Origin of the sequence: Variovorax sp. J31P207, assembly GCF_030316965.1 — a bacterium.
In the GTDB taxonomy this organism is placed as follows: Bacteria; Pseudomonadota; Gammaproteobacteria; order Burkholderiales; family Burkholderiaceae_C; genus Variovorax; species Variovorax ginsengisoli_B.
Genome location: NZ_JASZYN010000001.1, coordinates 1,063,974 through 1,079,527 on the forward strand (window position 1 = coordinate 1,063,974; position 15,554 = coordinate 1,079,527).

Sequence of the window (15,554 nt, forward strand, 5' to 3'; positions counted from 1 at the left end):
GGGCAAGGTTAGCGCGGCGCTTGCGCATCGCAAGGCGCGGCGGCCCAGTTCGCGGCCTTATCCGACAGGGTGGCGCCGCCGGGTCTGGCACGCTTGTCGGGTTTTGCTTCGTCCATCTCCGACTCCATGAAAACTCCTTCCGCGATCGACCCCGAGGAATTCCAGCGCCTGCTCAGCCGCAACCTGAAGCTGCCGCTGATCGGCGGCGTGGTCGGGGCCGTGGTGTTCGTCGGGCTGATCCTCTACCTGCTGTCGGTGATCGGCTGGGTCGAGCACACCGACCGCGTCACCGGGAGCGCGACCGAGCTGCAGCGCCGCAGCATCGACATGGAGACCGGCATGCGGGGCTTCCTGATCACCGGCGACGAGAGTTTCCTGGAGCCCTACGACAGCGCGCTGGCGCGCGTGAAGGATGACTTCGGTGCCTTGAAGGCGCTGGTGTCGGACAACCCCGCGCAGGCGACGCGGGTCGACCGCATCGCTGCCCTGCAGGCCTCGTGGAACGATTTCGCCCGCGAGACCATCGCCCTGCGGCGCAGCGGCGGCGACTACCAGCAGGCGGTGAGCCTGGGCCGCGGCAAGCGCCTGACCGACGACATGCGCGCCGGTTTCGCGGCCTTCATCGACACCGAGCGCAACCTGCGATTCCAGCGCAACAACGAGGTCACGAACACCAGCATCGCGATCGTCGCGCTGTTCGTGCTGTTCACGCTGGCCTCCACCGGGCTGCTGGCCTATTTCGGCCGGCGCCAGCTGCTGCGCCTGTCGGACAGCTACGACGCGGTGCTGGGCGAGCAGGCCGCGCATGCCGAGACGCTGCGGCAGCAGGCCTGGCTGCGCAGCGCCCAGACCGAGCTGGCTGCCGAGCTGGTGGGCGAGCCCGGGGCCCAGGAGATGGGGCGCAAGGTGCTGGCCTTCTTCTCGCGCCACGTCGGCAGCCTGGTCGGCGCGATGTACCTGCGCGAGCGCCATGGCGCGCTGCACCGGATCGCGAGCTATGGCTTCTCGACCGCGGCCGAGGCCTCGCCACAGGTGTTCGCTCCCAACGAGGGCTTGGTCGGGCAGGCGGCGTCGGAGCGGCGTCTGTTGCGGGTCGAGCCGGTGCAGGCCGACTACCTGAAGGTCAATTCGGGGCTTGGCGAGATGGCGCCGGCGGCCGCGGTGCTGCTGCCGGTCCAGAACGACGGCGTCGTCAACGGCGTGATCGAGCTCGGCCTGCCGCGCTCGCCGAACGAACGCGACCTGGAGCTGCTCGACCTGGTGGCCGCCACCATCGGCAGCGCGGTCGGCGCGGTGCGCTATCGCCAGCAACTGCAGGACGCGCTGGCCGAGACCCAGCAGCTCAACGAGGAACTCCAGGTCCAGCAGGAAGAGCTGCGCACCGCCAACGAGGAGCTCGAGGAGCAGTCGCGCGCTTTGCGGGCCTCGCAGGCCACGCTGGAGAACCAGCAGGCCGAACTGGAACAGACCAACAGCCAGCTCTCGGAGCGCACGGAGGCGCTGGACCAGCGCAACGCCGCGCTGCGCCGGGTCCAGCGCGACCTCGAGGAGCGGGCCGACGAACTGCAGCGCGCGAGCCGCTACAAGTCCGAGTTCCTGGCCAACATGTCGCACGAGTTGCGCACGCCGCTCAACAGCGCGCTGATCCTGGCCAAGCTGCTGGGTGACAACCCGCGCGGCAACCTCGATGCCGAGCAGGTGAAGTTCGCCGAATCGATCTACGCCTCGGGCAACGACCTGCTGGTGCTGATCAACGACATCCTCGACATCGCCAAGGTCGAGGCCGGCAAGCTCGACGTGGTGGCCGAGCATGTGCCGCTGGCCAGGCTCGGCGAGAGCCTGCGCATGAACTTCGCCCCGCTGGCGGGACAGAAGCAGCTCGGCTTCCGGCTCGACATCCGTCCCGACGCACCGGCTTCGCTGGTCACCGACCGGCAGCGGGTCGAGCAGATCCTCAAGAACCTGCTGTCGAACGCGCTCAAGTTCACCGACCGCGGCGAGGTCGCGCTGACCGTGTCGGGCACGGCCGATGGGGGAGCCGCCTTCGCGGTGTCCGATTCGGGCATCGGCATCCCGGCCGACCAGCAGGAGGTGATCTTCGAGGCCTTCCGCCAGGCCGACGGCACCACCAGCCGGCGCTACGGCGGCACCGGCCTGGGCCTGTCGATCTCGCGCGACCTGACACGGCTGCTCGGCGGCACGCTGGGCGTGCACAGCGTGCCCGGCGCCGGCAGCACCTTCACGCTGCAATTGCCGGCGCGGGCGCCGCAGGCCGACGCGACGGCGGCGCCCAAGGCGCCCCCTGCGCCGGCCCGCGCCGATCTGCCGCCGGCGCCGCCGGCCCCTGCGGCCCCGGTCGCGACGGCGATCCCCGCGCCCCAGTTCGCCGACGATCGCGCCCTGCCGCGCGACCAGGCCCGCCGGGTGCTCGTGATCGAGGACGAACCGCAGTTCGCCCACATCCTCTACGACCTCGCGCACGAGCTCGGCTACCGCTGCCTGATCGCCCACGGCGCGGCCGACGGCTTCAGCCTGGCGACCCAGTTCCTGCCCGACGCGATCCTGCTCGACATGGGGCTGCCCGACAGCCCCGGCCTCGGCGTGCTGCAGCGGCTCAAGGACGATCCGCTGACCCGCCACATTCCGGTCCACGTGGTGTCGGCCCTGGACAGCGCCGAGGCGGCGCTGCACATGGGCGCGATCGGCTATGCGCTGAAGCCGACCACGCGCGACCAGCTGAAGGCCGTGTTCCGCAAGTTCGAGGACAAGCTGACGCAGAAGGTCAAGGCGGTGCTGCTGGTCGAGGACGACGCGCTGCAGCGCGAAAGCGTGGTGAAGCTGATCGCCGACGACGACGTCGTGATCACCGCGCTGGCGTCGGGCGAGGAGGCGCTGGCGCTGCTGCGCAGCCGCGTCTTCGACTGCATGATCACCGACCTGCGCCTGCCCGACATGCAGGGCAGCGAGCTGCTCAAGCGGATGGCGACCGAGGAGATCGTGTCCTTCCCGCCGGTGATCGTCTACACCGGGCGCAACCTGACGCGCGACGAGGAGGCCGAGCTGCTGCGCTACTCGCGCTCGATCATCATCAAGGGCGCGCGCTCGCCCGAGCGCCTGCTCGACGAGGTGACGCTGTTCCTGCACAAGGTCGAGGCCGACCTGTCGAGCGAACGCCAGAGCATGCTGAAGACCTCGCGCGGCCGCGACCGGGTGTTCGAGGGCCGCCGCATCCTGCTGGTGGACGACGACGTGCGCAACATCTTCGCCCTCACCAGCGCGCTGGAGCAGCGCGGCGCCACGGTCGAGATCGGCCGCAACGGCCGCGAGGCACTCGACAAGCTCGACCAGGTCGAGGACATCGACCTGGTGCTGATGGACGTCATGATGCCGGAGATGGACGGCCTCGAGGCCACGCGCCGGCTGCGCCAGGACCCGCGTTTCGAGAAGCTGCCGGTGATCGCGGTCACCGCCAAGGCCATGAAGGACGATCAGGAGCAGTGCCTGGCGGCCGGCGCCAACGACTACCTGGCGAAGCCGGTCGACCTCGACCGGCTGTTCTCGCTGCTGCGCGTGTGGATGCCGAAGATGGAGCGGCTGTGAAGACGAATCCGGTGCAACGCGCGCTGCATCCGCCGAGCGCCACGGAGATCGAGTTGCGCCTGCTGATGGAGGCGATCTACCTCAAGTACAGCTACGACTTCCGCGACTACACCGGCGCCTCGCAAAAACGGCGCGTGCTGTATGCGCTGGGCCAGCTCGGCCTGCCGAACATCTCGGCGCTGCAGGAGCGCGTGCTGCGGGACCCGACGCTGTTCGCGCAGCTGCTGCAATACCTCACGATCCCGGTCAGCGAGATGTTCCGCGACCCGGCCTACTTCCTGGCGCTGAGGCGCCAGGTGGTGCCGGTGCTCCACACCTATCCGTCGCTGACGGTCTGGGTGGCGGGCTGCAGCACCGGCGAGGAGGTGTTCTCGCTGGCCATCCTGCTGCGCGAGGAAGGCCTGCTCGAGCGCACCCGCATCTATGCGACCGACATCAATCCGGCCTCGCTCGAGAAGGCCCGCCAGGGCATCTTTCCGCTCGAGTCGGTGCGCAACTACACCGCCAACTACCAGCGCGCCGGCGGCCAGCGCGCTTTCTCGGACTATTACACCGCGGCCTACGACGCCGCCCGCTTCGATCCCTCGCTGTGCGCCGACGTGACCTTCGCCGACCACAGCCTGGCGACCGACAGCGTGTTCGCCGAGACCCACCTGGTGTCCTGCCGCAACGTGCTGATCTACTTCAACCGGGCCCTGCAGGACCGCGCGCTGGGTTTGTTCCACGAGTCGCTGTGCCACCGCGGCTTTCTCGGCCTCGGCGCCAAGGAGAGCATCGACTTCTCCGGCTATGCCGAGCGCTTCGGGGTGCTGGCGCGCGCCGAGCGCATCTACCGGAAGGCCTCATGACGACCCGTCCGCTGCCGGCGCGCCGGATCGAGGCCGTGGTCGTCGGCGCCTCGGCCGGTGGCGTCGACGCGCTGATCGCGCTGCTGGGCAACCTGCCGGCAAGCTGGCGGCTGCCGACCGCGGTCGTGATCCACTTGCCCGAGGCCCATGAAAGCCGGCTGGCCGAGATCTTCCGCCACCGGCTGCCGTTCCCGGTCCTGGAGGCCGAGGACAAGGCGCCGGTGGCGCAGGGCACGCTGTACTTCGCGCCGCCCGGCTATCACCTGTCGATCGAGCGCGACCGCTGCTTCTCGCTCAGCTGCGAGCCGCCGGTGCTGTTCTCGCGGCCGGCGATCGACGTGCTGATGGCTTCGGCGGCCGATGCCTATGGCCCGGCGCTGGCCGGCGTGCTGCTCACCGGGGCCAACGAAGACGGCGCCGAGGGCCTGCTGCGCATCCACGAGGCCGGCGGACTGACGGTGGTCCAGGACCCGGCCGAGGCCCTGGTGCCGACCATGCCGCGTGCGGCCATCGCCACCCACGCGCCCGATTTCGTGCTACCCCTGCGCGAGATCCGCGCGCTTCTGCTGGAACTGGATGCTGCCCATGCCCATTGATGTCGAAAGCAAGCTGCTGATCGTCGACGACCTGCCGGAAAACCTGCTGGCGCTCGAGGCGCTGATCCGCGGCCCGGGGCGGCCGGTGTACCAGGCGTCGTCGGCCGAGCAGGCGCTGGCGCTGCTGCTGGAGCACGAGTTCGCGCTCGCCATCCTCGACGTCCAGATGCCGGGCATGAACGGCTTCGAACTGGCCGAGATGATGCGCGGCACCGAGCGCACGCGCCACATCCCGATCATCTTCGTGAGCGCCGCCGGGCGCGAGATGAACTACGCCTTCAAGGGCTACGAGAGCGGCGCGGTCGACTTCCTGCAGAAGCCGCTCGATGCCCAGACGGTGAGCAGCAAGGTCAGCGTCTTCGTCGACCTGTACCGGCACCGCAAGGCGCTCAAGCACGAGATTGACGCCCTCGCCGCCTCGCACCGCCGGCAGGAGGCGCTGGTGCAGCAGCTGCAGTGCACCCAGCGCGAGCTTGAGCGCGCGGTGCGCATGCGCGACGACTTCATGTCGATGGTCTCTCACGAGCTGCGCACGCCGCTCAACACGCTCTACCTCGAGACCCAGGTGCGCAAGCTGCACCTGTCGAAGAACAACACGGCGCCTTTCGCGCCCGACCGCCTGCCGGCGATGATCGAGCGCGACCAGCGGCAGATCCAGAACATGGTGCGGCTGATCGACGACATGCTCGACGTCACCCGCATGCGCAGCGGCGCCCTGTCGATCCAGCCCCGGCCGGTGGACCTGGCGCTGCTGGCGCGCGGCGTGGTCGAGAGCCTGGCGCAGCAGGCCGAGGCGGTGGGCCCGCCGATCCGCTTCGAGGCGCCGGCCGGCGTGCCGGGCGTGTGGGACGAGTTCCGCATCGAGCAGGTGCTGACCAACCTGATCACCAACGCCCTGCGCTACGGTGGCGGCAAGCAGGTCGAGGTCAGCGTGCGCCTGGCGGGCGGCCGCGCGCGGATGAGCGTCAGCGACCAGGGCCCGGGCATCGCGGCCGAGGACCATGCGCGGATCTTCGAGCAGTTCGAGCGCACCGACGACAGCCGCCGGCAGGCCCCGGGTCTGGGGCTGGGCCTCTACATCGCGCGCCAGATCGTGCGCTCGCACGGCGGCGAGATCGAACTGGCGAGCGCGCCGGGGCAGGGCGCCACCTTCAGCGTGATTCTGCCGCTGAGCGCCGAAACGCCGGCGGCCTGAACGGTGCGGGGCGGCGTCCTACACCGACGCTGCGCTTGCCAGCCCGATACTCTGGAACTTTGCTTTGGCGGAGATTTGCAAGTGAACGTCCTGATCGTCGACGACAACCACGCCGCGGCGGATCTGCTGCAGGAGCTGCTGGTGCTGCAGGATCACACGGCATGCTGCACCTACACGGGCCAGCAGGCGCTCGATGTGGCGGCCCAGCAGCGCTTCGACGCCGCGCTGGTCGACCTCACCCTTCCCGATTTTCCCGGCACCGAGGTGGCGCGCCAGCTGCGCGCCAGCGCCCGCGGCGAGCCGCCGCTGCTGGTCGCGATCTCGGGCTACGCCGCCGACGAGGCCGGCAACGCCGCGGGGCTGTTCGACCACCACCTGCAGAAGCCGATCGATTTCGACGTCCTCGATCGCATCCTGGCGCGGCCGCTGGCGGGATGACGGCTCGATGAAGTCTTCGCCCGGAGCGCGCAGCTGGATGGCCGCCGGCGTGCGCCACGAGCTGCTGACCCGCGCCTTGCCGGCGCTGCGCCACGAGATGGCGGCCCCGGTGTCGGTGATCCGGATGGGCGTGCTGCTGCTCAAGCGCCAGGTCGCCAACGGGGCCGAGGCCTCCCCCGATGCCGCCGCCATGGCCGAGCGCGTGGCGCTGATCGAGGATCAGGTGGCGGCCCTCGCCACCGGCGTGCGCTCGTTGCGCGACTGGGAGCTGGCCACCCATGACGACGGCATCACGCGCAGCGCACTGGTGGCCCAGTGCACGACCCTGATGCGGGTGGCGTTCGAGCTCAACGGCATCGGGCTGAGGCTCGGCGAGGGACTCGCGCCGGTCGAAGGCGAGCCGCGCTTTCCGGCCGCCGCGGCGCTGCGCTACATGGTGCTGGGCGCCCTCGGCCACCTGCACGACAGCGTGCCGAACCTGGGCGAGATCCGGGTCGAGGCCGAGGGCGGCGACGGGCTGCGCTTCGTGGCCAGCCACGGCCCCGCGGAGCCGGTCGAGCCCATCGCCGGCGCCCACCGGGCGCCGCGCGCGCTCGCGATCGACGCCATCGCGCTGCAGGCGCTGGCCGACGGGCTGGGCTGTGCGGTGACGGTGGAGGGCGAGAGCGTGCGTTTCGGGCTCGGAACCGCCATGGACCCCGTCCTGACGGCGCCGGGCTGACGCGCTCAGCGAAGCCGCGAGCCCGTCGGGCCGGCCTCGGCGCCGGTGGTCATCGGGTTCATGCGCTCTTCGCACTCGGACATCATGCGGACGCTGCGCTTGACCCGGGCGGTCATCTTGTCGTTGAGGTGGTTCCAGCCACGGTACATCGGCACCACGACCAGCCAGCCGATGCCGATCACGCCGCCCAGCGCGCCCATGTACTCCCAGTGCATCGGTTCCATGTGTCCCAACTCATCCTTCCGCAGCCTGCGGACCGGGGTAAAGACACAAATGGTATCAATGGCGCGCGATAAAAATGGCTATTCGTCGTGCTGGCGCATGCGCTATTCGGACGCTATGTCACAGCCAACCAACAAGTTGATTCGACAAGGAATGCTTTCGAATTCAAGTCATGCCATGACAGTGCTGCGCCGGGTCGACAGCAGGGCCCGCAGCTTGGCCGGCGCCACCGGCTTGGTGAGCAGCAGCACGCCGCCCTGCCGCAAACGCTGCAGCGCCTCGGGCCCGGTGGCGCCCGACACCAGCACCGGCAGCGCGTCCGGCTGCAGCCGGTGCGCCGCCGCGAGCACTTCCATGCCGTCCTCGTCGTGGGCCAGCTGCAGGTCGCACAGCACGACGTCGAAGTGCGCGCCGTCGGTGCCGAGCTGCGCCAGGGCCTCGGCCCGGTTGGAGGCGCAATCCACCTGGCAGCCCCATTGCGCGAGCAGCGTCCGGCTGCCCTCGAGGATCGCCGGGTCGTCGTCCACCACCAGACAGTGCAGGCCCGCCAGCGGCGCCGACGCCGGTGCTTCGGGCACCACCGGCACCACCTCGCGCGGACTCGCCAGCGGCAGTTCGATCGCGAAGGTGCTGCCGGCCTGGAGCGCCGAGCGCACCGAGATGCGGGCGCCGAGCAGGGCCGCGATGCGCGAGCAGATCGCGAGGCCGAGGCCGAAGCCCTGGCGCCGGTCGCGCTCGGTGTTCGCGACCTGGTAGAACTCCTCGAAGATGCGGGTCTGGTGGATCGGCGCGATGCCGACCCCGTTGTCGCGCACCTCGATGCGCACCGCGTCGCCGCGTCGCCGCGCGGTCACCAGCACCGTGCCGTCGGGCGGCGTATGGTGCACCGCGTTGCTCACCAGGTTGCCGACGATCCGCAGCAGCAGCGCGGCATCGCTGCGCACCGCCAGGCCGCGATCGCGCCACAGCAGCCGCACCCGGGCGGCGGCCGCGGGCGCGGCGTGCCGGGCCTCGAGCTGGTCGAACAGCGTGGCCAGCGAGACGCCGCCGATCGCCGGCGTCAGCACCTGGGCGTCGAGCCGCGAGATCTCCAGCAGGTCGTCGAGCAGCACGCCCATGAACTCGGTCGCTTCCTGCAGCCGCAGCACCGCCGGCCGCTGGAGCGTCGAGGCGGTCGGCAGCAGGCCGTCGATGAACAGGCCCATGGCGTGCAGCGGCTGGCGCAGGTCATGGCTCGCGGCCGCCAGGAACCGGGCCCGGGAAAGTGCCGCCTGCTCGGCCTCGGCCATCCGCTGCAGTGCGACCGCGGTCGCTTCGCGCACCCGCTCCTCGCTCGCCTGGCGGTTGCGCTGCAGCCGCTCGGCCAGGCGATTGATGTCGTGCGCCAGGTTGGCGAACTCGTGCCGGGCGCGACGGTCGCGGGCACCGGCTTCGCGCTCTCCCTCGTCCTCGGCCACCACGTTGCAGCGGGCGTCGAAGCGGCCCGATTCCAGCGCCGCCACGGTGCGCGAGATCCGCCGCAGCGGCTGGGCGACCGCGCGCGCCGTATGGCGCACCCAGGCCCAGGCGGCCAGCAGCGCGATCATCGCGATGCCGATGCCGGCCATCAGCGAGCGGGTGCGTTCGCGATCGTAGGCGGTGGTGTCGCGGAAGGTCTGGACCAGGCCGATCGGTGTCTCGCCGGAGGCGGTCGACCCGGCCGGCGCGAAGGCGTTGGCGCGCGAGGCCTCGCGCAGCGTGACCGGCGCGGTGAACATGCGCAGCTGGGCCAGCGGTGCGGTCTTCGGTCCGGCCGTGACGTAGATGCCGGCGCTGTTGCTGATCTCGACCCGCGTCACCTGGCCGCCGCGCAGGGCGGCGTTGGCGACGTTCTGCAGCGCCGGCAGGTCGCCGGCGTACAGGCTCAGGTCGGACATCGCCGCCACCTGGCGAGCCACCGCTTCGCCCTCGGCATCGAAGGCCGCTTCGAGCGTCGCCAGCCGGCCCTGGGTGAACCATGCGGTCAGCGCCAGCGCCACCGCCACGCACGGCACCACGCCCAGCCGGAACAGGTCGCGCTGCAGGCTGGCGCCGACCACCAGCGCCCGGCGCTCCGCAACCGGCGGGTCGCTGGCCCGCACGATCGGCGCGGGCGCGGCGAGGCGGTGGCTCGGGGCGGTCATCGGAGGGCGCTCACCCGCGCGGTCAGTTCGCGTTCGTCAGGCAGGCGCAGGCCGAGGCCGCGCGCCACGGTGGTATTGACGCGGACAGTGGCCGGCGCGGCGACCTCGACCCGCACGCCGGGGGCCGTGCCGGACGCCTCCAGTTTGCGACCGAGCGAGTGCGCCTGCCGGGCCAGCTGTCCCGGCGTCGCCACCACGGCGCCGAGGCCACCCGAGCGCACCAGGCCATCGCTGGTACCGAACACCGGCAGGCCGGCACTGGCGCCGGCGCGCAGCACCGCCAGCGTGGCGGCCTGGCTGTCGCCGATCTTGTCGGGCAGCACCAGCAACGCGTCGCTGCGCGACACCAGCAGGCGCAGCACCACCGCCAGCGACTTGGCGTCCGGCGCGTACTCGACCTGCAGGTCCCAGCCCTGGCCGGCGCGCAGCAGTTCGCTCACGATCGGCTCCGACTCGGCGGTGGCGACGACGCCCACCCGGCGCTTCGCCGGCAGCAGCGCATCGATCAGCGCCAGCTGGTCGGCCATCGCGGGTTCGCGCAGCAGCACGCCGATCTGGCGTTCCGGCCGCCGCAGCGCGGCCGTGGCCTTGAGGCTTTCGTAGTCGAGCCGGCTGAGCATCGCGAGCACCAGCGGATCCTGGCCGGGCCGCTCGATCGCCGAGCGCGCCGCGCTCATGCCGACCGCCATCGTGATGCCGGGCGCATGCTCATCGAGGCTGCTTTCGCCGGCCGCCAGGTGGATCAGGTCGAAGCGGCTGTCGGCGTCCTGGGCGTCGCGCAGCTGGCGCACGAATTCGGCATGGGCGGCCGTCTCGTCGGCCATCAGCACCGTCAGCCCGGCCGCCTGCGCGCCGCCGCACAGCCAGGCTGCACAAAACACGGCGACAAGGGCGCGCTGCACTCGAAGCAGCATAGGGAAACGGCAGGCAAACATCGGGACCACATCCGCAGGGGGTGAGAGGTCCAATGAATGTACGGAGCCGGCTGTTTCGGCGCGATAAGGCAGAGGGCTTATGTCGCCCCGCGGCCTGCCGCATTGTGGGAAACGCAGGCGAAAATCCGCAGCCTGTCGGTCTATGCCGGACGACGTACGGGCGCGTCCGACGGCGGGCGCCTACAGTGCCGCGGCGGCGCTGCGCACCGCGGCCAGCTGGATGTTGATGGCCTGGCGCAGCACCCGTGGCGAAACCGGCTTGTAGAGCACCGCGACGCCGGCACTGGCGACTTCGCGCAAGCGGTCGGGCTTGGTCTCGCCGGTCACCAGCAGCCGCGCGGTCGACGGCCCGATGCCGCGCGGATGGCGTTCCAGCGCCGCGATCACGTCGAGCCCGTTGTCCCCGCCCTGCAGCAGCAGGTCGCTCACGACGATGTCGGGCGGCCGGTCCCAGGCGTCGGCCAGTGCCAGGGCTTCGGAACGGCTCTGCGCCGCCAGCACCCGCGCGCCCCAGTTCGCCAGCACGACCTGCAGGCCCTCGAGGATGGTGCGCTCGTCGTCGATCACCAGCACCACCATGTCGACCAGGCCGGCATCGTCTTCGGCCGCCGGGCCAAACGGCTGCGCGGGCGGCGCCGGCAGGCTGGGCGTGGGTGCCGTGGCGCGCACCGGCACCCGCACGCAGGTGCCCTTGTTGGGCCGGGAAATGAGCTCGACCCGGGTGTTGAGCAGGGCCGCGAGCCGCTGCACCGTGGCCAGGCCCAGCCCCATCCCGCGCGACTCCCGGCCGCCCTGCCGGCCCTGCGGGTCGACCTGGTAGAACTCCTCGAAGACCCGCGGCTGGTGATGGGCCGCGATGCCGATGCCGGTGTCCCAGACGTCGATGCGGATCGCCTTGCCGCGCCGCCGGGCGCCGACCAGGATTCCGCCCTCGGTGGTGTGGCGCAGCGAGTTCGAAACCAGGTTGTTGAGGATCCGCGACAGCATGACGTAGTCGCAGCGCACCCAGGCCTCGGTCTTGCGCACCACCAGCCGCAGGTTCTTCTGCTCGGCCACCGCGCGGAAGTTGCGGCTGATTTCGTCGAACAGGGCATCGAGCGCGAAGTCGGTCCACTGCGGCTGCAGAACGCCGGCGTCGAGCTGCGAGAGGTTCAGCAGCTCCGAGAACAACCGGTCCAGCGACTCGACGCACTCCCGGATGTGGCCGATGCGCTGCAGCCGCACCGGATCGGTCTCGCCCTTGGCGAGGCCGTCCGAGAACAAGGTCAGCGCATGCAGCGGCTGCCGCAGGTCGTGGCTGGCGGCGGCCAGCAAGCGGGTCTTGGCCTGGCTGGCGACCTCCAGCTGCTGGTTCTTGCTGGCCAGCTCGGCGGTGGCGTTGACGATGCGGCTCTCCAGCTGGTTGCGGCTGTCCAGCAGCGCCCGCGCCGCCAGGTTGAAGCCGTGCTGCAGCCGCCGTACCTCGGCCGAGCCCTCGATCTCGACCTGCGCGTCCTCGCCGGCGCCGAGCCGGTCGACCGCCTCGCCGAGCGCCTGGATCGGCGCGCTGATGCGCCGCGCCGCCCACCAGCCGGCCAGCCCGACGCCGGCCAGGCTGGCGCCCAGGACGATCACGACATTGAGCCAGACCGCCTGCTTGGCGCTCGCGACCGCGTCCAGGCTCATCTCCACCATCACCTTGCCGTTGTGCCTGCCGTCATCGCCGGTGATCGGGGCGACCACCTGCAGCCCCTCCCCGCGCTGCCGGTCCATGGTTTCGGCATTGGCGACGATCTCGCCTTCTTCCGACCAGATCTGCACCTGCTGCACGTGCGGCTGGAAGCTGCCGGACAGCGCGGTGCGCTGCAGCGCCCGGCGGTCCATGTGCTGCATCTGCGACTGGGCCACGGTCGCAACCTGCAGCGCCACCGTCTGGGCGTTGGCGCGCATCAGCGCGGTCAGGTTCTCCAGGTGCTGGCGCGTCAGCACCGCGATGGCGCCCAGGGTCGCCACGGTCGCCGGCAACAGCGCCAGCAGGACCAGCTGCTGCGCCAGTGTCAGACCGGCCAGCAGGCGCAGGGCGCGAAAGGACCAGCTCATCGAGGAGCTGGAACGGCTGCGGCTGTCAGCCACTGGGCGGCACCCCGTTGCGCATGGATCAATGAAAATGACACGTTGACTGCTTAAGTTGGTTTCTAATTGTGTTGTAGGCAGCACTCGCTTGACCAGCCCATTCGGCTCGTCGGGCCGATGCGGTCCAGAAAAAGATGCAGGCTCCCGTCCTCTGCGCTTCCCCTCATGTCGCGGTTTCCCGGCCGGATCGGTTCCGGGCCGGTGCGGCGCGGGTGGCGGCCTGGATGCTGCGCGCCGGGCTCGCGCTGGCGCTGGGCTGGCAGCTCGGGGCGGCGGCGCAGGCGGCCGGCGGGGCCGAAGCCGCCGCCGGCACCGCCGTGCGCTTCGGCATCCTGCCGCTGGGTGGGGCCTTCGAGTCGCGCAACGACTGGGAGCCGCTGCTGGCGGACCTGCAGCGCGCCATCGGCCGGCCGGTCACCATGCTGTCGGTCACCTCGTACGAGGCCCTGGAGCAGGCGATCCAGCGCGACCAGGTCGACATGGCCTTCCTGTCCGGCAAGATGGCGCTCGACGCCGTGACGCTGCGGCGCATGAAGGTGGTGGCGCAGGTGACGCGCCATGACGGCCTGCCGGGCTATCGCGCGCTGCTGCTGACGCGCAAGTCGGGCCCTCGCACCACCCTCAAGGAGCTGCTGGCCGAACCCGAAGGCTGGCGCCTGGCGCGCGGCGAGAGCCGGTCGGTGTCGGGCTTCATCGTGCCGCAGCTGCAGCTCTTCCTGCCCAACCATATCGCGATGGAGACCCGCTTCCGCAGCGAGGTGGTGGGCACCCACCAGGTGACCGCGCTGGCGGTGGCCAACGGCGAGGCTGATGTCGCCACCAACAACACGGCCGACTTCGAACGCTTCCGGCTGCAGTTCCCGGCCGAAGCCGATCGGCTGCAGGTGATCTGGGAGTCGGAACTGATCCCGCATGCGCAGATCGTGATCCGGCGCGGTTACGGGCCCGAGTTCGAGAAGAAGGTGCAGCTCTTCCTGGTCGAGTACGCGCGCGGCAAGGGCCCGCGCGGCGACAGCGAGCGCGCGGTGCTGAAGTCGCTGCACGACCTGGCCGGCTTCGTGGCGGCCGACAACAGCTCGCTGCTGCCGGCCGCCAAGCTGTCCTACCAGCTGGCGCGGCAGAGCACCATGACCTCGCAGTGGGTCAACGAGGCGGCGCGCCAGGCGCGGCTGCAGCGCATCGAAGCCACTTATGCCGAGCAGGTGGCGGCGTTGCGTTCGGGGGCGCCGTGACGGCATGCTGAGACGAGGCGCCCTGGCGATCGCGGGCGTGGCGCTGGCCGCTGCGCTCGGCTGGCACGCCGCTGCCGCGGAGCAGACCGCGCCGACCGAGTTGCGCTTCGGCGTGCTGCCGGTCGGCGGCATGGTCGAGTCGCGCGAAAGCTGGACCCCGCTGCTGGCCGAGCTCAGCCGTGCGCTGGGCCGGCCCGTGACGGTGCATTCGGCGACCACCTACGAGGCGCTCGGCGAGGCCATCCGGCGGGGCCAGGTCGACCTGAGCCTGCTGTCGGCGCAGCTCGCGCTCGATGCCGTGACCCAGCGCCGCATGGTGGTGCTGGCCCAGGTCGAGCGGCATGGCGGCACGCCGGACCACCGCGCCGTGCTGCTGGTGCGCAAGGACGGGCCGTCCGACCCGCTCGCCGACCTGCTGGCCCGGCCCGAGCAATGGCGCCTGGCGCGCGGCGACAGCCGGTCGGTGTCGGGCTTCATCCTGCCGCAGGTCCAGCTCTTCCTGCCGAACCGGATCGCGATGGAGACCCGCTTCAAGAGCGAGATCGTCGGCACCCACCAGACCACGGCGTTGGCGGTGGCCAACGGCGACGCCGACGTGGCGACCAACAACACCACCGATTTCGAGCGCTTCCGCGCGCAGTTCCCGACCGAGGCCGAGCGCCTGCAGGTGATCTGGCACTCGGAGCCGACGCCGCCGGCCCAGGTGCTGGTGCGCAGCGACGCGCCGCTCGAACTGCAGAAGAAGCTGCGCGCCTTCCTGGTGGCCTACGGGCGCGGGCGGGGTCCGCGCGCCGAGGCCCAGCGCGAGGTCCTCAAGTCGCTGCGGGCGTCGCTGGGCTATGTCGCCGCCGACAACAAGGCGCTGCTGCCGGCGGCCCGGCTGCAATACCAGCTCGCCCGGCAGAGCGCGCTGAACGCGCAGTGGGTCAGCGAGGCCGCGCGCCAGGCCCGGCTGCAGCGCATCGAGATCGCCTACGCGGAGCAGGTCGCCGCCCTGCAGGATTAGTCGGCCTGCTGGATTAGTCCTGCGGGCGCTCCAGCAGCCATTCCGGCGGCGCGTAGATGTCGGCGAAGCGGACACGGGCGATCGAGTAGTGGATCTCGGTGCCCGGCGGCACGCCGATCGCCGGCAGCGTCGCCTGCAGCAGGGCCCGTCCGGCGGCGATGTCCGAGATGTCGATGTCGACCCGGGTGAACGCGACCCGGCGCCGGCCGCGCCGCGTCGGCTCCCCGAGCGAGTCGCCCCAGCCGAGCACCGAGCCCAGCCCGTCGGCGCGCAGCGCCTGGTCGATGCGTTCCTCGCGCTGGTGCCAGCGGTCGTCCACGTCCTCGACGACCGGGATCTTGACGACCATGAATTCGCGGCGTTGGTAGCCCGTGCTGTCGGGGGTGGAGGCGATCGGCGGTCCCATGGCCGACATTCTCCGGCAAGCGGCGGCTGGCGCGTCCGGCTTGCATCGGAGCGGCCGATCCCGTACGCTGGGCCGCCGCCC

The 15,554-nt window shown here is 71.2% G+C and carries 13 protein-coding genes; 8 read left to right on the forward strand and 5 right to left on the reverse strand.

Annotation, left to right across the window (positions count from 1 at the left end; all coding sequences use genetic code 11):
* Positions 1–126: 126 nt before the first annotated feature.
* The 6 genes from QTI68_RS05055 (at position 127) to QTI68_RS05080 (ending at position 7,398) form a co-directional block, all read left to right on the forward strand.
* Complete coding sequence (locus QTI68_RS05055; RefSeq protein WP_286520033.1) at positions 127–3,600, forward strand: response regulator; 3,474 nt, start codon at positions 127–129, stop codon at positions 3,598–3,600.
* Positions 3,597–4,448: a CheR family methyltransferase gene (locus QTI68_RS05060; RefSeq protein ID WP_286520035.1), complete on the forward strand. Its 852-nt coding sequence runs from the start codon at positions 3,597–3,599 to the stop codon at positions 4,446–4,448. Before QTI68_RS05055 ends, QTI68_RS05060 begins: the two co-directional genes overlap by 4 nt.
* Entirely contained in the window at positions 4,445–5,044 is a 600-nt protein-coding gene (locus QTI68_RS05065) for a chemotaxis protein CheB (protein ID WP_286520036.1), read from the forward strand. The genes QTI68_RS05060 and QTI68_RS05065 overlap by 4 nt, the downstream gene beginning before the upstream one ends.
* The gene (locus QTI68_RS05070; protein WP_286520039.1) at positions 5,034–6,239 is read left to right on the forward strand and encodes a hybrid sensor histidine kinase/response regulator; all 1,206 of its coding nucleotides are present in this window, start codon (positions 5,034–5,036) and stop codon (positions 6,237–6,239) included. The genes QTI68_RS05065 and QTI68_RS05070 overlap by 11 nt, the downstream gene beginning before the upstream one ends.
* A gap of 81 nt (positions 6,240–6,320) precedes the next feature.
* Positions 6,321–6,677, forward strand: coding sequence for a response regulator (locus QTI68_RS05075; RefSeq protein WP_286520040.1), 357 nt, complete (start codon positions 6,321–6,323; stop codon positions 6,675–6,677).
* 7 nt (positions 6,678–6,684) lie between these two features.
* Complete coding sequence (locus QTI68_RS05080) at positions 6,685–7,398, forward strand: hypothetical protein (protein ID WP_286520042.1); 714 nt, start codon at positions 6,685–6,687, stop codon at positions 7,396–7,398.
* Between the two features lie 5 nt (positions 7,399–7,403).
* Here QTI68_RS05080 and QTI68_RS05085 read toward each other — a convergent pair whose 3' ends face one another.
* From QTI68_RS05085 to QTI68_RS05100, 4 genes are all read right to left on the reverse strand, one after another.
* Entirely contained in the window at positions 7,404–7,622 is a 219-nt protein-coding gene (locus QTI68_RS05085) for a hypothetical protein (protein WP_286520044.1), read from the reverse strand.
* 168 nt (positions 7,623–7,790) lie between these two features.
* Positions 7,791–9,782 (reverse strand): ATP-binding protein, encoded by a 1,992-nt coding sequence (locus QTI68_RS05090; RefSeq protein ID WP_286520046.1) that lies wholly within the window; start codon positions 9,780–9,782, stop codon positions 7,791–7,793.
* The gene (locus tag QTI68_RS05095; RefSeq protein WP_286520047.1) at positions 9,779–10,684 is read right to left on the reverse strand and encodes an ABC transporter substrate-binding protein; all 906 of its coding nucleotides are present in this window, start codon (positions 10,682–10,684) and stop codon (positions 9,779–9,781) included. Before QTI68_RS05095 ends, QTI68_RS05090 begins: the two co-directional genes overlap by 4 nt.
* Positions 10,685–10,897: 213 nt before the next feature.
* Positions 10,898–12,796 carry an ATP-binding response regulator gene (locus tag QTI68_RS05100; RefSeq protein ID WP_286520048.1) on the reverse strand — a complete coding sequence of 633 codons (1,899 nt, stop codon included), beginning with the start codon at positions 12,794–12,796 and terminating at the stop codon, positions 10,898–10,900.
* Positions 12,797–13,053: 257 nt separating this feature from the next.
* Here QTI68_RS05100 and phnD point away from each other — a divergent pair, with 257 nt between their 5' ends.
* Both phnD and QTI68_RS05110 read left to right on the forward strand, forming a co-directional pair.
* A complete protein-coding gene (gene phnD / locus QTI68_RS05105; RefSeq protein WP_503011629.1) occupies positions 13,054–14,061 on the forward strand; it encodes a phosphate/phosphite/phosphonate ABC transporter substrate-binding protein in 1,008 nt (335 codons plus the stop codon).
* A gap of 4 nt (positions 14,062–14,065) precedes the next feature.
* Positions 14,066–15,067, forward strand: coding sequence for a phosphate/phosphite/phosphonate ABC transporter substrate-binding protein (locus tag QTI68_RS05110; RefSeq protein ID WP_286520051.1), 1,002 nt, complete (start codon positions 14,066–14,068; stop codon positions 15,065–15,067).
* Between the two features lie 13 nt (positions 15,068–15,080).
* Here the strand turns inward: QTI68_RS05110 and QTI68_RS05115 are convergent, their stop codons facing one another.
* The gene (locus QTI68_RS05115) at positions 15,081–15,473 is read right to left on the reverse strand and encodes a hypothetical protein (protein WP_286520052.1); all 393 of its coding nucleotides are present in this window, start codon (positions 15,471–15,473) and stop codon (positions 15,081–15,083) included.
* Between the last annotated feature and the right edge of the window lie 81 nt (positions 15,474–15,554).

Coding starts and splice junctions, on each gene's coding strand:
- QTI68_RS05110 (WP_286520051.1), top strand. CDS start 14,066: ATGCTGAGACGAGGCGCCCTGGCGATCGCGGGCGTGGCGCTGGCCGCT.
- QTI68_RS05070 (WP_286520039.1), top strand. CDS start 5,034: ATGCCCATTGATGTCGAAAGCAAGCTGCTGATCGTCGACGACCTGCCG.
- QTI68_RS05100 (WP_286520048.1), bottom strand. CDS start 12,796: ATGAGCTGGTCCTTTCGCGCCCTGCGCCTGCTGGCCGGTCTGACACTG.
- QTI68_RS05090 (WP_286520046.1), bottom strand. CDS start 9,782: ATGACCGCCCCGAGCCACCGCCTCGCCGCGCCCGCGCCGATCGTGCGG.
- QTI68_RS05115 (WP_286520052.1), bottom strand. CDS start 15,473: ATGGGACCGCCGATCGCCTCCACCCCCGACAGCACGGGCTACCAACGC.
- QTI68_RS05065 (WP_286520036.1), top strand. CDS start 4,445: ATGACGACCCGTCCGCTGCCGGCGCGCCGGATCGAGGCCGTGGTCGTC.
- phnD (WP_503011629.1), top strand. CDS start 13,054: ATGCTGCGCGCCGGGCTCGCGCTGGCGCTGGGCTGGCAGCTCGGGGCG.
- QTI68_RS05085 (WP_286520044.1), bottom strand. CDS start 7,622: ATGGAACCGATGCACTGGGAGTACATGGGCGCGCTGGGCGGCGTGATC.
- QTI68_RS05055 (WP_286520033.1), top strand. CDS start 127: ATGAAAACTCCTTCCGCGATCGACCCCGAGGAATTCCAGCGCCTGCTC.
- QTI68_RS05080 (WP_286520042.1), top strand. CDS start 6,685: ATGAAGTCTTCGCCCGGAGCGCGCAGCTGGATGGCCGCCGGCGTGCGC.